The 15,730-nt window shown below is 43.7% G+C and carries 17 protein-coding genes and 1 pseudogene; 2 read left to right on the top strand and 16 right to left on the bottom strand.

The window, feature by feature from the left end; all coding sequences use genetic code 11:
• Positions 1-68 precede the first annotated feature (68 nt).
• Complete coding sequence (locus QUB37_RS28165) at positions 69-1,460, bottom strand: hypothetical protein (RefSeq protein ID WP_333168424.1); 1,392 nt, start codon at positions 1,458-1,460, stop codon at positions 69-71.
• Between the two features lie 145 nt (positions 1,461-1,605).
• Between QUB37_RS28165 and QUB37_RS28160 the strand changes: the two genes are divergently transcribed.
• On the top strand, positions 1,606-1,836 hold the full coding sequence (locus QUB37_RS28160) for a hypothetical protein (RefSeq protein ID WP_333168421.1): 231 nt from the start codon (positions 1,606-1,608) through the stop codon (positions 1,834-1,836).
• A gap of 315 nt (positions 1,837-2,151) precedes the next feature.
• Here the strand turns inward: QUB37_RS28160 and QUB37_RS28155 are convergent, their stop codons facing one another.
• The 13 genes from QUB37_RS28155 to QUB37_RS28095 all read right to left on the bottom strand — a co-directional run bounded on the left by QUB37_RS28155 (position 2,152) and on the right by QUB37_RS28095 (position 11,795).
• On the bottom strand, positions 2,152-3,735 hold the full coding sequence (locus tag QUB37_RS28155) for a DUF2357 domain-containing protein (RefSeq protein WP_333168419.1): 1,584 nt from the start codon (positions 3,733-3,735) through the stop codon (positions 2,152-2,154).
• Positions 3,710-5,377, bottom strand: coding sequence for an AAA family ATPase (locus QUB37_RS28150; protein WP_333168418.1), 1,668 nt, complete (start codon positions 5,375-5,377; stop codon positions 3,710-3,712). The genes QUB37_RS28155 and QUB37_RS28150 overlap by 26 nt, the downstream gene beginning before the upstream one ends.
• A 61-nt stretch (positions 5,378-5,438) precedes the next feature.
• Complete coding sequence (locus tag QUB37_RS28145) at positions 5,439-6,269, bottom strand: ThiF family adenylyltransferase (RefSeq protein WP_333168416.1); 831 nt, start codon at positions 6,267-6,269, stop codon at positions 5,439-5,441.
• A 22-nt stretch (positions 6,270-6,291) separates the two neighbouring features.
• On the bottom strand, positions 6,292-7,023 hold the full coding sequence (locus QUB37_RS28140) for a hypothetical protein (protein WP_333168413.1): 732 nt from the start codon (positions 7,021-7,023) through the stop codon (positions 6,292-6,294).
• Entirely contained in the window at positions 7,016-7,723 is a 708-nt protein-coding gene (locus tag QUB37_RS28135; protein ID WP_333168411.1) for a hypothetical protein, read from the bottom strand. Before QUB37_RS28135 ends, QUB37_RS28140 begins: the two co-directional genes overlap by 8 nt.
• Positions 7,696-8,508, bottom strand: a complete 813-nt coding sequence (locus QUB37_RS28130) for a hypothetical protein (RefSeq protein ID WP_333168409.1) — start codon at positions 8,506-8,508, stop codon at positions 7,696-7,698. The genes QUB37_RS28135 and QUB37_RS28130 overlap by 28 nt, the downstream gene beginning before the upstream one ends.
• Before the next feature lies 1 nt (position 8,509).
• Positions 8,510-8,758 (bottom strand): hypothetical protein, encoded by a 249-nt coding sequence (locus QUB37_RS28125; protein WP_333168407.1) that lies wholly within the window; start codon positions 8,756-8,758, stop codon positions 8,510-8,512.
• Between the two features lie 2 nt (positions 8,759-8,760).
• The gene (locus QUB37_RS28120) at positions 8,761-8,958 is read right to left on the bottom strand and encodes a hypothetical protein (protein WP_333168405.1); all 198 of its coding nucleotides are present in this window, start codon (positions 8,956-8,958) and stop codon (positions 8,761-8,763) included.
• 29 nt (positions 8,959-8,987) lie between these two features.
• Positions 8,988-9,689 carry a hypothetical protein gene (locus QUB37_RS28115; protein WP_333168404.1) on the bottom strand — a complete coding sequence of 234 codons (702 nt, stop codon included), beginning with the start codon at positions 9,687-9,689 and terminating at the stop codon, positions 8,988-8,990.
• 282 nt (positions 9,690-9,971) lie between these two features.
• Entirely contained in the window at positions 9,972-10,163 is a 192-nt protein-coding gene (locus QUB37_RS28110; RefSeq protein ID WP_333048808.1) for a hypothetical protein, read from the bottom strand.
• Between the two features lie 186 nt (positions 10,164-10,349).
• Complete coding sequence (locus QUB37_RS28105; protein ID WP_333168401.1) at positions 10,350-11,036, bottom strand: siphovirus Gp157 family protein; 687 nt, start codon at positions 11,034-11,036, stop codon at positions 10,350-10,352.
• A 3-nt stretch (positions 11,037-11,039) separates the two neighbouring features.
• Positions 11,040-11,267, bottom strand: a complete 228-nt coding sequence (locus QUB37_RS28100) for a hypothetical protein (protein WP_333168399.1) — start codon at positions 11,265-11,267, stop codon at positions 11,040-11,042.
• A gap of 33 nt (positions 11,268-11,300) precedes the next feature.
• On the bottom strand, positions 11,301-11,795 hold the full coding sequence (locus QUB37_RS28095; protein ID WP_333168397.1) for a hypothetical protein: 495 nt from the start codon (positions 11,793-11,795) through the stop codon (positions 11,301-11,303).
• Positions 11,796-11,991: 196 nt separating this feature from the next.
• Between QUB37_RS28095 and QUB37_RS28090 the strand changes: the two genes are divergently transcribed.
• The gene (locus tag QUB37_RS28090) at positions 11,992-12,996 is read left to right on the top strand and encodes a hypothetical protein (protein ID WP_333168395.1); all 1,005 of its coding nucleotides are present in this window, start codon (positions 11,992-11,994) and stop codon (positions 12,994-12,996) included.
• Positions 12,997-13,027: 31 nt separating this feature from the next.
• Here the strand turns inward: QUB37_RS28090 and QUB37_RS28085 are convergent, their stop codons facing one another.
• Both QUB37_RS28085 and recG read right to left on the bottom strand, forming a co-directional pair.
• Positions 13,028-13,519, bottom strand: a complete 492-nt coding sequence (locus QUB37_RS28085) for a hypothetical protein (protein WP_223300929.1) — start codon at positions 13,517-13,519, stop codon at positions 13,028-13,030.
• 416 nt (positions 13,520-13,935) lie between these two features.
• Positions 13,936-15,651 (bottom strand): annotated as a pseudogene (recG, locus tag QUB37_RS28080) (ATP-dependent DNA helicase RecG); the annotation flags it as partial.
• Positions 15,652-15,730 lie beyond the last annotated feature (79 nt).

The following is a 15,730-nucleotide window of genomic DNA, read 5'->3' as shown; positions in this document are numbered from 1 at the left end:
TTAGAAAGTTTTTTTAGTTATTTAGCAATGCACAAATTTAGGTGTTTGTCAAATTAATTTAGATGCGTTTACCCTGGGGTTTCCTCTGGAATATTTTCCAGGTTTTTTGCGTGTACATTTTGATATATCCTCAGACCATCTTTGTTAAGAATTGGGAATCGACCTTGAACGCATTCTCCTTCTTCTAAATGGTTAGCGCAAACCGTGCCTTGGGGTAAATCTTCGCAGGGTAGTGCCATTGCAGAAGTCATTGATAAAGCTCCCCTGGTTGCCAGATTTCGCCATTTGGATGCCAGCCACCTTTCTGCCATATTGGTGAATTCGGGACTGCCTATCATCAGTCCGAATTTATCGGATTTTAGCATCTGGATCTCCTGTCTTTCCCGCTTGTTATCTTCGGTACTTTCATCGCTGTTACTGATGATTTCGTCATCAATTGTAGTTGATAGTTTGTCTTGCTGTTCTTTGAGTTTTCTTTCGTTCAAACGCGCTAAATATGCTTCGCGTTTATCGTAATCTTCAATCATGGCTTGGCGCAATTTCATCGGGTCGCGCTGTAGTGCTGCTAGTCTTTGGGCTTCAGCTTTAGCTGCTGGCACTAGGTCTTGTCTTTGGGCTTCTTCGTCGAACCAAACCCCGGTGGACTGCCAGCTTGTTTGGGTGATGCCGATTTGACTGTTTTTGCGGTTTCCAAGGATGGCTTTGGGTAATTCGTAATCGCCACAAGGAATGAGTTCTTTGAGTTGTTTTTTATTGATGCCTTTGATGCTAGAGCGGTCTAAAATAAGTTGAGGTGTGTTCCCTTCAGAGTCTGCTAATGAGTCGAGTAAATTATCATCGGGACGGAGCGTTCCTTTAGCTAGAAAGCTGACTTGGGGTGTGGATTCTGTATTGTCTGTATTCCAACTGCGAAGCCAAGCGAAACGAAATTGGCTAGCTCGGTTTTTCTCGCCGCCGATGCTTTTGATTAACTCGGAACTGATTGCACCGTGACAGTCTCCGGTTCGATATTTAGCATATTGCGGGTCGGTGAAATCAACAATTTTTACTCGCAGGTTGTCGCATTCTGATACGCCGGACATACAAGTGCTGACGAGAAGGGAACCGTAGCGACAAGCGGTGTCTTTTTCGGTTACGAATAAGTCTCCTATCTTTTTGGCTAGGGTTTCGTCACCAAAGTAATAGCTGTTGCCAGATTGAAAGATCATGCGTCGCTTAATTCCGTCTTCTGGGTCGTGGATGCTGGCACGTAATTGGCTAGGATCTGGATTGGATTTGTCAAGTTTGACAATCATTAATGTCTTCAGTTCCTCTGGTTGAAACATTGCTTGCAAAATTGAGTGCCGCAGGATTTCTGGGTTGTTGAAAAATTTTCCTACATTTCGACCTTTGGCATCAGTGTAAGCGGCATCAAAAACGGGAATCTTGAGTCCTTGTTCGGTACAAACTGTGGCGACCATGAGTTGATTTCTCCCTAAAATCGAGGTGTTAGAATAAGAATTGTTGAAACAGTTGGTAAGGCAGGTAAGAAAAGTCTATCTAAGCCTTAACAGGTTGAAACTCGGTCAAGTGTTGACCGTTGGAAGTGTTTTTGAGGTGATTGAAATGGAACTAAAGGTTGATACAATTGTTAATCCGGCTCTGTTTGAAGATGAAGATACTGAGCTGATGGAATTGGCGATCGCTCCTGAAGATGAGGATAAATACCCATTCGTGCGTCCCAGCAGTGCTCCTGCGGATTTGATGGACAGACCGGGGAGGGTTATTGAAGAATGGGAGAATATGGACTTCGACGAGCGAATTCAGGCTGACCCTACATATATCGATAGGGTCTAGGCGTAGGGGGACACATAGCAGAGGCATGGGGTGTTTGGTTCGATGGGGCGGCGGTAGCCGCCCTGATATGGCCTCTTGGTTTGGCTATGCCCAATGGAAAATTTTCCATTGAATAAGCAGTTGCGGTGGGACAGTTTGCGACCAAACGTTCTTTGGAGAGTTTTCATGCAGGTTTGATTGTTTAGGTTCCTGCTCATCGTAAATTTTTACAACAAATTCGCGTTGTAGGCGTAGGAAATATGAAGCAGTTCGATTAGGTATTGGCTTAATAGGGTAGGAGTTTTTACTTTCCTAATTGCAGCACTATTTCCTTAATTAGAAATTCATCGCCGATTCAAAGACTGGGCGGAGACAATTGTGCAGTAGCTCAACTGACAAAGGGTTTGTGGGTAGTGCTTCTAACCCGTTATCATATTGCATATGATCCCCAGGGTACAAGATAGCTGCATATTGAACTACTCGCACCCCACCGACTCCACGAATGGCATCTCGATAGCTGTGCATCTTGTCAATGTCCTGTTTGAGAGGAACTTTACAACCTCCTCGCGAATCTACCTTGTACTTCGGATCGAATAGATAAATCCTAGGAACCTGGCTAGACGGATGCCTTACCTCTACGACAATATCTGGACGCTGGTCAAAGCTAATGCTGTAGGTGGCTGCACTTCGGTCGTTTGCAAAGGTGCGCTCCGGGGTAAGCGCCACTGATACTCCGGTCTGTGGATGCACCAGTTCTACTGCTATTTCTCCGTTTGGTAGCACCACCACCAACTCGTTTTCAATCGGGCGCATCAACCGATTGTGCTTTACCCGATATCCTTGCTCTGCTGCAACTTCCAGCAATACCTGGATTACTTGAAGTGTTCCCCATAGTTGATACAGGTATGGTAGATTCTGCAACGGCACATCCAGCGCCGATTGATCCAATCGGACTTCCATCTGTCTGCAAAACTCCAAAAAGCCCTCTAGGGCTGCCCGGTAAGCAGGACGCTTTAGCAAGACCATTGTCAACTGGTTGGTCAAAGACTGCGGTAAGCTGACTTCCGAAAGAAACTGTGCCTGTCTCTTAGCATCCCTTAGACTCTTTAGCAACATCTGTAGCTCTTGGATACAGTCCCTGTAATCATCGCGGGATGTCAGCAACTTTAGCTCACTCTGTCGCCGCTCTAGTCGCAGCAATCGCCGCTCAACTTGATGCACGTACAACTTCACCAGACGGTTTTCATACACATCCAACGTATGCTCCACTCGACAGTCGAGGACACGCACTGGTTTACCAAATTTGTCCAGATTGTGACCCCGCATTGCCTGGGGTAATCCGCTGATGGAAAGCCGCCGTGCCTGAGCCTGCGGAACCCATACCTGCTGCGATCGCAGGACTTGATGGGGGTCAAGTGCTAACTCTGGTAAAAGACTTTGCAATCCGGGTCGTTCCTCTGTACCCAAAATCGTTCGTCGTAGGCGGTTAAGTTCCTCTGCTAGCGTCGTTTCCGGTGGCGTTCGGAACACTAAATTACCAAATGCTCCAACCCGCTGTAGTGCCAGTGCCACTGCTGCTGGCAATCCCATTGATAAATCGGTTAGCAGTTGAGTAAAGGCATCTAGTGAAATCTTCTCCGGTAGAACTGTGACGCGCAGTTCTTCAACTGTACTTCCCCACTCTAAGCGCAACTGATAATAGCCAGGGTCTGATCGTTCCCACTCTGCAACTATGCAATCCCGACCTTGATGCTGTTGCAAATTTAGCTGACGACCTTGCCGAAACAACTGTACTTTTTGCAACTGGTTAGGTGGCAGCCGCACCTCGATCCACGCTGGTTGCCACTCCTTCGGCACCTCCAAACTCTTGCCTTCGATGCTGTAAAACCCTAACTTACTGGAAGTATGAAGTGAATCCATGTCCTTTAAATTTATCCAGCATATCTTTGGCTTTTTTATGGCTCAGTTCCAAGGTATTGTTCTCTGCAATCTTTAAAAATTCTTTTAATGCTTCTCCCACACGGCTATCTACTCCTTTAAACTTAGGCAATACCTTCTGGAGCAACTGTTCATCTAAGGCATCCTTCCACGGCACGCTCAGTTCTTCAGCTTGTTTCATGTACGCCACCATCTCACCCATGACCCGGAATGCAAACGGCGCAACAGAGTGAACAGCATCCCAGACCTCGATTAGGACTTTAGCACAGTCGCTATCACAAGCTTTTTCTTTTAAAAAATCCTCCAACTGCTGCCGATCAACAGTCAATTCAATTAGTTGGGCACGATCGTAAACTTTATCGGCAAAGCCATGAGTTGTCTCATCCACATTGACCGTACCAATAAAATAAAGGTTTGGTGTCAATAATACCTCGCTCTTCCTTATTTCTTCGTTTGGCCCTAGCTCAATCGGTGCGGTTTCCTCTCGCATTCGCACTTCCATTGCAGACAGAAACTTTGCAAAGTAGTACTCGACCCTCGCTAAATTCATTTCATCTAAAACTAAGTAATAAGGCTTTTCTAGTCGCCCTTCCTCTTGTGCCTGTTTGTATTCTGTCTCCGCTAATCTCAAAAAGCGGCTGAACTCTGTATCATGATACTTCTGATCGATCGGGTTGAAATATCCTAATAAGTCTTCATTAGTTGTCCAGTTTGGAGCTACTGGCACTAATAGGTACTCTGCATTTCTCGCTTCTGCATACGCCTTGGTCAACCAGGTTTTTCCTGTCCCGCTAACCCCGGACAAGATGACGAACTTTCGAGTCTCTAGCCCTAAGTGATAACGCCGTAGCAAACGCTCATCTATTCGCAATCCCAGTTCGGCAACTTGTTGTTTGATGTCCTCAAAATATGTAGTAGTCATTTCTCGTCCGAACTGTTCCCGGTTTACTAACGCTTGCACCTGTGCTGCTAGCTCATCCCCATCCCCAGTCCACTCTAGCAATCCTTCACTCAGTAATTTCTCTCGTTTCTCTGAGTTAAACAATGCTTCTACAAGTGTTTGGTGATAAATACTCTGCTTTATAGAAAATTCATTTTTCTCTAGCTCCTTGTAGATACTCAACGCTTTCTCATATGCTGTCTGTGTGTCGCCATACCAGCCATTTTTCTTCTTCCACTTCTTTAGGTACTCAGTTTTCACTTGGTCATAAGAGTCTTTCAGTTTCTCTGGTATTCGCTGATACTGTGGTGCTTTTTTTCTACCCATCTTATCCTCTCCAACGAAAGGAAAAATAAGTTTATATTCAGACGGTTTTGAAAAGGTGCATACTCGCCAACCCTTGAAATCAAGAACCAAAGTCCACTGACTGCAACACCAAGATTTGTTAAATGACTCCACATTATTTTTATAATGAGAATCTTCAATACTCTCCACTCCTATTGGTTTCAGCGCCTTAAGAAGATAGCTGTGGTCAATGCGGGAACCGGGTTCGATGCTCAAACAGAACTGCGGATCTTCTGCATTATTAACACCTAAGAATTTTAGAGTGTCTTTTAAGTAGTCAAATGCTTGATTTGCCTCTTCCTCATCTGAGAAGATTTCTGAAAACGGCTTTGCTAACATAAATCAATCATAAATAGGAACTAGCTCTAGTATTCCCTCTGTCTTTTCCAAAGTCTTGATATCAGGCTTTAGATTTCAACACCGCGCACACCGAATGCTGGGTAATGTAAAGCGATCGCGCCGTCCCACTCTCCAAATCAAAATAAGTCGCAAACCGCTTGAGATTGCCCGCAGCCATCCGGTACAAATAATCCGCCGCCTCAGCCGCCACTCGAACATTCACGCTCTCGCTCTGCACATTCAGCACTGCCATCTCAGCACAAGATAGATTATTTGTCAACTCTTCAGGTTTCGGTTTCAAAAGGTCAGGAGCCAGGAGCACCGGAGATGGCAGCCTAGCACATCCCAGCCCCCCAAAATTATAGAACTCCGGGTCAGTTTCCAAAGAACTGCCCAGCAAAATTTGTCCGGCTGCTGCATGATTTCCGCAATCGAGATACCACACGCGGGGAATTTCAGAACGGCTGTAAAATTGGTTTAACTCCAGAGCCTGATTAATTGCCGCTCTCCCGGCTGCTGTATCCACGCACCCCACTAGGATGGTCAGCTTGTCGTAGGCGTAGCGGATTAGCTTGGGGTCAAATACCTGCACGAAAGCCCTCGTGTCAACTCCCCAAGCGATAGAGTATCTCAACGCTAGAGCCTGCGCCTTGGGCAGTCCGATTTCCTTATCGCAGAAAGCTTGCCTGCTGATGTTGGCTTCTTCAACTCGATCGGGATCTGCGATCGCAAATTGCACCTTTTTCCCCGACTTACCCAAACTCCGTGCCAGCCGTGCAATGTGATACGACAGCCAAGAACCCGTTCCTCCCGCCCCAATTAGCCAAAAATCAATCGAATCAGCTTGTCTGACAATCAGAGGCGAAGCTTCCAAATAATCATAATTAAACATGGGGTAAATCTCCAAATGTTGTTTACAATTCGATTGGGTCATCTAACAAAGATGGCGCAACAGAACTGGAGTAGAATTTATCCATCAAATCGTCTTTTTCTCCACCAACTGTGACATCTACAATGAAACTCGGTAATTCAAATATCCAGTCAGCCGGAACGTGCCAGAACTGTCGATAAACTCCCACGCGGCAAATAATTTCAGCGCTCGATTCAGTCACTTTCCCTAAAACTACGAAAATGCGGAAACCCCCTTCATCTGCATCATCTGCACCTGAGAAGAAAGCTGCCATCCGATTGTGCGAATGTACCTCTACAGTGGCGTTAATGTACGAAGAATCTAAACCGTATTCAATTGCTCTACATTTAGCAGAACTTTGCGTTTGCTCTGGAATTACGAGCCGCCATTGTCCTTGTTCCTGATGAATGTGGAAAGTGATTTCTAACGGTGGTTCTGCAAGCGCGGCGATACAACTTTCTTTCCACAGTTGGATGAGTATCTGCTGAGGGATTCGTCCGGGAGTTAATCGGACTAAATGCTCAATCGGTTCTAATCCTCTGATTGACGCGGTAAAAATTTCCACCGGAATTATCACTTCTAACCCCAGTCTAACCGCTCTCACAAAAATGCCATTGCTGCCAATCAGATACTCGAACATACTGCTAGAGTGAAACGGCAGATTGTCTCCGAGTTTGACAATCTTATAATCGACAAATTCTAAGTTGTAGTGATTCTGTTTACGTGGTTCAATCATCAGTTATTGCTGAAACTAATTTGGCAATCGTTTGGTTCGTGCTGACTAAATCTTTAACTGGGTAAGATGAACGTTTACCTGCTTTTTCGAGCTGCAAGCGCACGTCACTGGGTTGCGCCCTAGATTTGCCGTCACTCAAATGTCCGTTGAAGGGACTAGAGATGAACAATTCCCAAGCTTTTTTAATAGTATTGGGCGAAGCTACAGGCGGTTTATTATCTCCCCAGCAGATGCGTCCACAGGGTTGATAGGAATGCAAATAAACATTGGGTAGCGGAACGTGAAAAGCTTCTGCTTCTGGGTCAAATTTCGAGCCTTTAATTGCCCAAACCCAGTAATCAGATTTCAACCCCAAAAACACCATTGCTGGTAAAGGAATCAAGTGCTTTGATTCCAACAGATTTATTTCGTGTTTCTGAGGTGGTACAAATTTAATTGTCCATTCCCCGGCGCTGCCAGTTCCCCAACGTACTATCCCCGATTCAGGGTTTATCCAACCCGAATCAATGGGTGTATTTGCAAAAGCTGCTCGCAGAGTTGCTGGAGACAGACATTTGTACTTGGAACTATCCCCCGATTGATAGTGAAAAATGTAAGTACCGCCCTCAATAAAGAGAAGTTCGGCTTGAATAGCGGACAACTTTCGCGGGGCAACCTCTAGTACCTCTCGAATTATTTCAGATGCAATGTCAGATTCCATAATGCTAAGATGTGCGAAAAATTGGTGTTAGGGTCAGATTCAATCCAGTCAATCAATTCGCAGGCTTTATCTAATAGCTGAGTGGCTTTTTTCCATTCACTAGCTAGGAATTTAATGTCTTCAATTGTCCAGGGTCTTGATTCAAAATTGCGATTCCAGTAACTTTCACAGCAAACACTTTGGTCTAGCCAAATATTTCCTGTTTCCAAGTCAAGGAGTGCTAATGCTGTAGGCAAATCGCTGATAGGAGGTGCAACGCGACGGGCTAATCTTTTAAGAAGTTTAAAATTAACTTGTTCGGGATGTGCAATGTCTTTCAAGCTGTATCCAAACGTGCATTCGTACCACGATTCCCCTTCATCACCTGCTACGGATTCCAACCACCATCTACCTGACTGGGAAAGCGGGAGTAATCTCTGCCATCCGCTTCGCAATGCGTCAATTCCTTCTTCATGGTCTTGCCAATCTATTCCTTTAGGCGAGACAGGAATTTGATAGAGGCGCTCTTCATAAGCACCCTCTATAATTATGTCGTCAATGGGAAACAGATGTTCGCTAACTAGCGAAATAAACTCCAACTCCTTCGGACTGTGACTTTCATCTTCAGAGTAGAGTTCGGATTGGCTTTTTTCCCATTCCAAAGGAAACAATTCCTGGTAAAGAGTGAGTAGCTGATAAGTGTTCAGCTTAGTCCACAAATAATCGGTTGCTGATTTAAAGTCGGTGATTGGTTGGCACCGCTGTAATATTTGCAAAGCGGATTTAGCATTCCAAATTGCAGCCATATCAAAACCCCATTGGAACTGCACCAGCTACAGAGCGACTATTTAACAGTCGTTCCTTGGTTTGCTCAACTGCTCTCACGTCGTCTGTCCCTTTTGAAATAGCTAACTCAATAGCGTTCGCCATTTCTTTCATAGTCGCGCTATCGAGTTCTCCCGAAAGCTCTAACCGTTGTAGTTCCCGACACATAGATAGTGCAGGATTAACTTCTTCTGGTGCAGTGATGAGAAATTCTAAAGGAGTCATCTTCATGGTTATTTTACTCCTTTAGAGCCGTTGCGTTTAGCTACTGTAATCATTTCTCCGGGCTTTCTAATAATGTCGGCGTTGGCGCAATCTGGGTAGTAAGTTGTTAGCAATCTGCGGAGTTCGTTGTCATCACCTGCTATGTCCTCATCAACAGGATGCTGTTGTCCCTCAAAGGAAATTAGCACTTTCTTTTTTGAAGTCATTTTTTATCTCCCAAAAGTAGGTATGTTGTTCAAATCCCAAATAAGGTCAGTTGCGTTCCAGTAGTTTTAGACTCTGTAGAAGTTGCGGACGCGGTGGTGCTATTTGCTTCGCCTCTGGGTTTATTTGGGCTAGTGGTTCTTTTCTTTTGGTTGTGAGCATTAGCAATCTGTCGCCGCACTTGGCGATTGGGAAAATCTGCTACAAGTTCCTTCAGCAGTTCTTTTAGAGGAGGCGGTAATTCTCCCAAGGATGACTCCCTTATCGTTTGGCTAACAGGAAAATCGCCGTGACTGCTTGCTGAAATGATTACAATCCGTCCCTCTGAATGACCATCATCTGGTTTAAATGTCAAGTGCAGTTCGACGGTACATTTATCGAAGATATAAGGTTCTTCTTGCTGTTCGGATTGTAAATTGCTAGATTCTTCGGTTTCAGAGAGAGTATTTTCTTCATCTTCCTCTGCCCATTTTTCATCATCTATGAAGTCTAAATCGTTCGCAGAGGTTGATGATTCAGTAGCGACTGGTTTTTTAACTTTAGCTGGCGAGAGTAGAGCTAGATAAGGTTTTTGAGCTTGCCAGCGAGTTCGGTCAAATAGCAGCCCAACTTTTTGAAATCTCTCCTCTATGGTTTCTTCATCTTCAGATTGAATTGTATACTCAATTAACTCTTCGCTCGTTACCGATAAACTGGCAGCAACGACTACATTTTTTGGTGTTAACCATTTCATTTGAGCGGTGTTATTTAAGAGCTTATCATAGTGTATCTGGGCGATAGCCCCCCTAACTGGTGGTAAGGATTCAGGTCACTGAACTCCTTGCTGGGCAAAGACTTTAGATATGGAGCTTGATACTAAATCAATCTCTATTCTCAATAAACCACGAAAAACTGTCACTTCTCCTCGTTTATTGACAATAAACCACGAAAGACAAAAACCCTTATTTTGCCCTAAAACCCTTGCCAGACAAGCGTTGGAGCCGCAAGTTTTTAGACCTGAATCCTTACACTGGTGTTAATTAAAATCATTTTTGTTCAAACCTCCACTTAGTAGTAAAAGGGGTTCATCGGCGTAGGCTTCTATTTCCAAGTAATCGGTCATTGCTTCAGCGACAGCGGCTCGCATAGAACCAAGGATTACGAATAATCGCCCATCTTTTATGGGAAAAGATATATCAAGGTGATTGTCTCCTTCCTGAATCAACATGATAAGTTTACCTCGATAAACTCGGTAAGTAATTCTATCAAATGTTGAAATGTCAAACGAGTGGTTATTGTGTCTTTTCATGGAAATAGTTATACTAGATTAATTCAAAAAAAGGTTAGCAGATAGCATATAATAGCTATCTGCGGTTAGTGAAATCTCCCCAATGTTTTGTCTGAAAACCTTCTGCTAGCCGACTCTTGCTTTCACCTTCTTATTAGAAGTATCAGTGTTTTTAGGAAGCGCTTTTTCTTTACGCCCAGTCTTCTGTGTGGTAGAATGAGTTTCCTGAGAGTTTAATGCACGATTAGAAATTACTTCAGTGGCAGCGGTCAGATTTGATGGCACGATTCCGTATTCAACTCTGAGTTTACGCTCAATTCGAGTGCCATCAACGGGAATGCCTTGTTTCCAGTCAGCTAGGATTTTGCGTTTGTTGGGTGTAACAACTAGCTTTTCTGTGCGGTACTCTGTTGGCAAATCACAAGGATTGATTAACACTTCGCAACTCGGCGGATTTTCCTTGAGTCGGATGTGACGCGAGCGCCCCACAATCTCTGTAGGAATTACTCCCATTGAGTGAAATTGTAGCAGGATTTTATCTAGACTGTTGCGCCACCGTTCCAGTCGTTCAATTGCCTTATTATGCAGTTCTACTAAGTGTTTTAAGCGTGCTTTTACGGCACAAATTTCAGCATCTAGTTGGTCTGCTAGTTCGGCTTGCGTGTCAGCAGCAATTTCGTGGTCTGTCTGAATTTCCCAAATTTCTTTGAGGATAGCCTCTTCTTCTTCGGGAGTTTCAGCAGTTTCCAATTGATTCCAGAGTTCTACTGCTTGTATTGAATATCTGGCTAACGAATCTTTAGCTAAATACATTAGTTACCACCTTCCACAACAATGAAAATATTCATCAAAAGTTTCAATTCTAGCGAGTATGGCTAGGGTTCCTGGCGTGAGTTCATCTGGTTCAATTTCTTCATCGCCTACTTCCTTATTTTGCATCTCTGGTATTACTTCTAGGGAGTCAGGTTTGAAATCCACTACTCCAACTAAATGAGCATTAGTGTAGGAAATGAGGATATCAGCTTCACATTTTGGCAGGGACATATTTGTGTAAAACCTAGTCTCAAGTTTAGGGGTTTAAGAATGCCTGCCATTTCGGTTAGAACCCCTTAAAGTTTCAACCTTTTTCAAGGCAGGAACTCGCTGCTTGCGAGAGGGAATTTTTTCTTCAAATATGTCGGGTAATTCTTCTGAAAGGTCATCTTCGTCGCCTTCAAGATCGTCGTTAGTGAAATCAGCATCGTTATCCTCATCCGCGTCATCCACTTCGCTTTCATCTGTCTGAACTTCTGGTTCTGGCGATGCAGCAGCAGGTGAGGCAGTTGAGGTAGCGATGATGTCATAGCCGAGTTCTAAGATTAGCGATCGCACGACGCTTTCCATCTGCTGTTCCGATAACCCAGGAGTCGTTCTTTTGAGTTCCTGCCGTTTCATTAGCATCCACACTTCCAGAGTTTCTTCTGGTGTTGCAGTCTTCAATGCCAATTTGATTTTTCTAGTCAGTTTTTCCCGCGTGGATTTGAGACGGTCTGTGGCAATTCTTTGTGTATTATTGGGCTGATTTGTAGGCATAAGTAGTGGCGTACCAAATTATTATTTTCACCCAAAAAGGTGGGCGTTAGCCCATTTATAAGTCGATGACATCGGAAATTAGGTATAGGTGTGTGTAATTCCTTGGCATGATGTGATAGGACGCGCATATTTAGTAATCTAAAGGTTGAAAATATACATAATTTGAGCTTGTACATCGCCTACAAAAAGCATAACCATGAGCCAAATAAGAGGCTTTTACCCAGTTATTCTTATCCCTGATTCAATTCGTCAGTTCTGCGCGGATAACCCGATACCTATTTTGGAAGAAAGTGCTTCTTCTACAAAAAAAATGCCTTTTCCGCCGCGACCGCCAGTTTCCAATAATTCTCGTTATTCTCTGGTAATTCAACTTTGGATAGCTAGTGTTGCGGTAGTAATGTTGGTTAACTGGCTGTTTGGCATGAGTTTTATGGCTTTCTGGTCATCGCTGACGTGTTCGTCAGTGAGTGTAGTGGCGACTTTTTCCTATCTGCGGTTTGTTGATTTTCAAGTGCGCGATCGCTACAAGCAACGACTGGCTGACTACCAACAACAATTATCCAAATACGAAAGTTATCAATTGTGTCGCTTGCAGCTAAATCACAAGGAAACTGAGCAATATAATTCTCTGTTGCAGGAACGATCTAAGCTGTTTAATATTTCTTTAAAAGAAATTATTCAGCAGCCAGCAAGTCAGAGTAAGGGAGGAGTACAGCAAGGGGTAAGTGAAAAGCAATTTTTTATTTACTTATGTCGTTATTTCTCTGGTTTTTATGACTTCTGTATGGGTGGTGAGTTTCCTATACCCGGTACATCTTTTCGTTACACTGCTGACTTTATACTGGTTCATCAACCGACAGGTTTAGCTATAGATATCGAGATTGATGAACCTTATGATGGGCGAACTGGAAAGCCTCATCATTGTGTGGATAGGAATAAAGATAATCAGCGCAATCAGTTTTTCTTAGAAAGAAATTGGGTGGTGATTCGGTTTTCTGAGTTGCAAGTTGTCAAATATCCTGATAGTTGTTGTAAGGCGATCGCTAGAGTTGTTTCTGAAATTACAGGTGATTATAGAGGATTAGTTCAGTTACAAAATGTTAAAGAGTTACTGCCCCAAAAACAATGGAAAGTTAAGGAAGCTGTTTATATGGCTAAGGCTAAATTTCGTAACTCTTACATAAGAAATAATTTTTGTTAATTAAGGAATTATACTAAAATTTTCAATAAATTTATAGGCTTGCTAAATGCGGGTTGTTTTCACGAATTTTTTGTAACTTAGCTCCCTCAAGTTTAATAGCTGCGGTTCGATCCAACCAAGAGTAAAGATTAGCTGCCAAAGAAGCATTAAGGCTAAACGGTTTAGAATTAAAGCCCGCTCTCATACCTCGACGAATTTCAGGTAGGGTCAGTCCTTGTTCGAGCAGAAAAGGAAGAATATCAATTAATTCTTGAAAAGCGTTCTGTGGCTGAAAGCTGTTATCTGGATCAGCTTTAAGGGTGAATCTGCGACGACGCTTAAAAGGATGTTGCCAAGCCCAACGATAGTGATCCAGATATGCTTCATCAGTATCAATAGTAGCATCGGTACGATCTATAGTATTAGCATTTTTCCAGTAAGTTTTTTCCTTTATAATAAATACCAAATCACAATAAAGGTTATTAAAATTTGGAAAAGTATCGCCACTGACCCAAAAATTGATATTATTTACTATGGAAGACATTTGTGTAATGTGACAATAGGAATGCAGGAATTTACAATTCCAAATGTATGGATCTTGATTGCCAACAATAGTATCGTGATAAACTACGATGCTATCGAATACTGATTTAGTACGAGATGGATGGTAGATAAGATAACCGTTCAAAATACGACCTCAATAGTAATTATAAAATACAATTATATAATTAAAAGTAGATCCTATGAAATAAAAAATCTGTTAATATATTGTTTGAGGTTAAGTAAAAAAATATTCTCATAAAAAGCTAAGAGGATATTTCAAAAGCTAAAGAAAGCTATATTTAACTGCTGATGAGAGGAGGGAAGCAAAACCCTGCGATGTGAGCCAATATATTGACATACTCGATCGGGCTGGCACTCTGTTCACCATAATTTTTTAATATCCTCTAAGCAAACCTATTAATTAAGAGTGCAATCCCAACTTGTCAGCCCTCGTCTTTTGAGTTCTGCAACCATCAAAGGATGTCCCTCTAAATTCGGGTTACTTTTGACGATCGCTACTGCCATCTCACGAGCTAAATTCAGCAAACCCTCATCATCCAGTATATTTGCCAGAGCAAATTCGGAAATTCCCGACTGGCGATAGCCCAGCACAACACCTGGCCCACGCAGTCGCAAATCCATTTCGGAAATAAAGAACCCGTTGCTAGATTTTTCCAATACCTCAAGACGTGCCTTAGCTTCTGTTGCTTTACTGGTATTTAACAGAAGACAATAGGAACGGTGGGAACCCCGACCGACGCGACCTCTTAACTGGTGCAGTTGAGCCAAGCCAAAGCGATCGGCATGGTCGATTAAAATCACTGTAGCGTTTGGAACATCCACGCCCACTTCAACCACAGTGGTAGAAACGAGTATCTGAGTTTTGTTGTCGCGGAATGAGTTGAGCGCTTCATCTTTCTCGGCAGATGTCATCCGACCGTGCAGCAATCCTACCTTGAATTCGGGGAAGATTTCCGTTGAGAGTCGATCGTATTCTGCTACCGCTGCTCTCAAATCTAGCTTTTCCGATTCTTCCACCAAGGGAAGGATGATGTACGCCTGACGACCTCGAAGTACCTCAAGGCGGATTAAATCGTATGCTGAAGCGCTTTTATTAAGCACTTTCGTGTGAATCTTCTGACGACCGGGCGGTAACTCGTCAATCTGACTGACATCCAAATCCCCGTGCAAGGTCAGTGCTAAAGTACGCGGAATAGGAGTCGCGGTCATCGTCAGCACATGAGGTCTGTTTCCCTTGTTCAGTAAATCTTGTCGCTGCTGCACGCCGAATCTGTGCTGTTCATCGATGACTACCAGACCGAGTTTGTTGAAGTTGACCTTCTCTTGCAGAAGCGCGTGAGTTCCTACCAATAGTGAAAGTTCACCCGTCTCTAATTGGGCGTGGATTTCTCTGCGCTTGGCGGTTTTGGTAGAACCCGTCAGCAATTGAACAGAAACGCCAAGGCGTTCAAACCACGTCGCAATTTTCCTGTGATGCTGTTGGGCTAGCACTTCTGTAGGTGCCATAAGTGCCGCTTGGTAGCCAGACTGGATGGCAGCGAGGATAGCAACGACAGCAACAACTGTTTTACCAGAACCGACATCCCCCTGTACCAGTCGGTTCATCGGCGTTTTGGAAGTCATGTCGTTGAGAATGTCGTTAATCACCCTACGTTGAGCTGAGGTAAGCGAGAAGGGAAGTTGAGAGTAAAACTGTTGGATTAGAGGGCCAGCAGGAGTTATTTTTGTAAGAGCCGATCGCGCCAAAAGCCGGTGGCGACGCACTATAAACGATAGCTGGAGATAGAAAAATTCATCAAATACCAGGCGACGGCGGGCAGCTTCTAGTTGGGTTTCGTCTGGGGGCTGGTGGATGTTTGCGATCGCCTTCTGTAATTCCATCAAACCATGTTGTCGTCTGAACTCCTGCGGCAGGGGGTCATTTAGCAGCTTGGCAGATTCCAAAGCTGAGGTTACTGCATCTTGGACAATTTCGTTGCTAACTCCCTTTGTCAAAGGATAAATTGGGATAATTGAATTTTTCGTATCCTTGGCTTCGTCTAGACCGATTAATCGGATTTCAGGGGAAGTTAATGTCATTCCGCAATAGCGATCGGCTTTGACTATCCCAGATATAAGTAGCTAGACAAAATTAATTACATAGTTTTCTCCAAATTCTTTCAGGATTTTTTCCACAGAGGCAACAAAAGTA

It is taken from the genome of Microcoleus sp. AT3-A2 (genome assembly GCF_036705685.1).
GTDB lineage: Bacteria > Cyanobacteriota > Cyanobacteriia > Cyanobacteriales > Microcoleaceae > Microcoleus.
Note: the sequence above shows the minus strand (reverse complement) of the source record. Positions and strands in the feature narration are given on the sequence as shown.

Coding starts and splice junctions, on each gene's coding strand:
- QUB37_RS28165 (WP_333168424.1), bottom strand. CDS start 1,460: ATGGTCGCCACAGTTTGTACCGAACAAGGACTCAAGATTCCCGTTTTT.
- QUB37_RS28160 (WP_333168421.1), top strand. CDS start 1,606: ATGGAACTAAAGGTTGATACAATTGTTAATCCGGCTCTGTTTGAAGAT.
- QUB37_RS28155 (WP_333168419.1), bottom strand. CDS start 3,735: ATGGATTCACTTCATACTTCCAGTAAGTTAGGGTTTTACAGCATCGAA.
- QUB37_RS28150 (WP_333168418.1), bottom strand. CDS start 5,377: ATGTTAGCAAAGCCGTTTTCAGAAATCTTCTCAGATGAGGAAGAGGCA.
- QUB37_RS28145 (WP_333168416.1), bottom strand. CDS start 6,269: ATGTTTAATTATGATTATTTGGAAGCTTCGCCTCTGATTGTCAGACAA.
- QUB37_RS28140 (WP_333168413.1), bottom strand. CDS start 7,023: ATGATTGAACCACGTAAACAGAATCACTACAACTTAGAATTTGTCGAT.
- QUB37_RS28135 (WP_333168411.1), bottom strand. CDS start 7,723: ATGGAATCTGACATTGCATCTGAAATAATTCGAGAGGTACTAGAGGTT.
- QUB37_RS28130 (WP_333168409.1), bottom strand. CDS start 8,508: ATGGCTGCAATTTGGAATGCTAAATCCGCTTTGCAAATATTACAGCGG.
- QUB37_RS28125 (WP_333168407.1), bottom strand. CDS start 8,758: ATGAAGATGACTCCTTTAGAATTTCTCATCACTGCACCAGAAGAAGTT.
- QUB37_RS28120 (WP_333168405.1), bottom strand. CDS start 8,958: ATGACTTCAAAAAAGAAAGTGCTAATTTCCTTTGAGGGACAACAGCAT.
- QUB37_RS28115 (WP_333168404.1), bottom strand. CDS start 9,689: ATGAAATGGTTAACACCAAAAAATGTAGTCGTTGCTGCCAGTTTATCG.
- QUB37_RS28110 (WP_333048808.1), bottom strand. CDS start 10,163: ATGTTGATTCAGGAAGGAGACAATCACCTTGATATATCTTTTCCCATA.
- QUB37_RS28105 (WP_333168401.1), bottom strand. CDS start 11,036: ATGTATTTAGCTAAAGATTCGTTAGCCAGATATTCAATACAAGCAGTA.
- QUB37_RS28100 (WP_333168399.1), bottom strand. CDS start 11,267: ATGTCCCTGCCAAAATGTGAAGCTGATATCCTCATTTCCTACACTAAT.
- QUB37_RS28095 (WP_333168397.1), bottom strand. CDS start 11,795: ATGCCTACAAATCAGCCCAATAATACACAAAGAATTGCCACAGACCGT.
- QUB37_RS28090 (WP_333168395.1), top strand. CDS start 11,992: ATGAGCCAAATAAGAGGCTTTTACCCAGTTATTCTTATCCCTGATTCA.
- QUB37_RS28085 (WP_223300929.1), bottom strand. CDS start 13,519: ATGTCTTCCATAGTAAATAATATCAATTTTTGGGTCAGTGGCGATACT.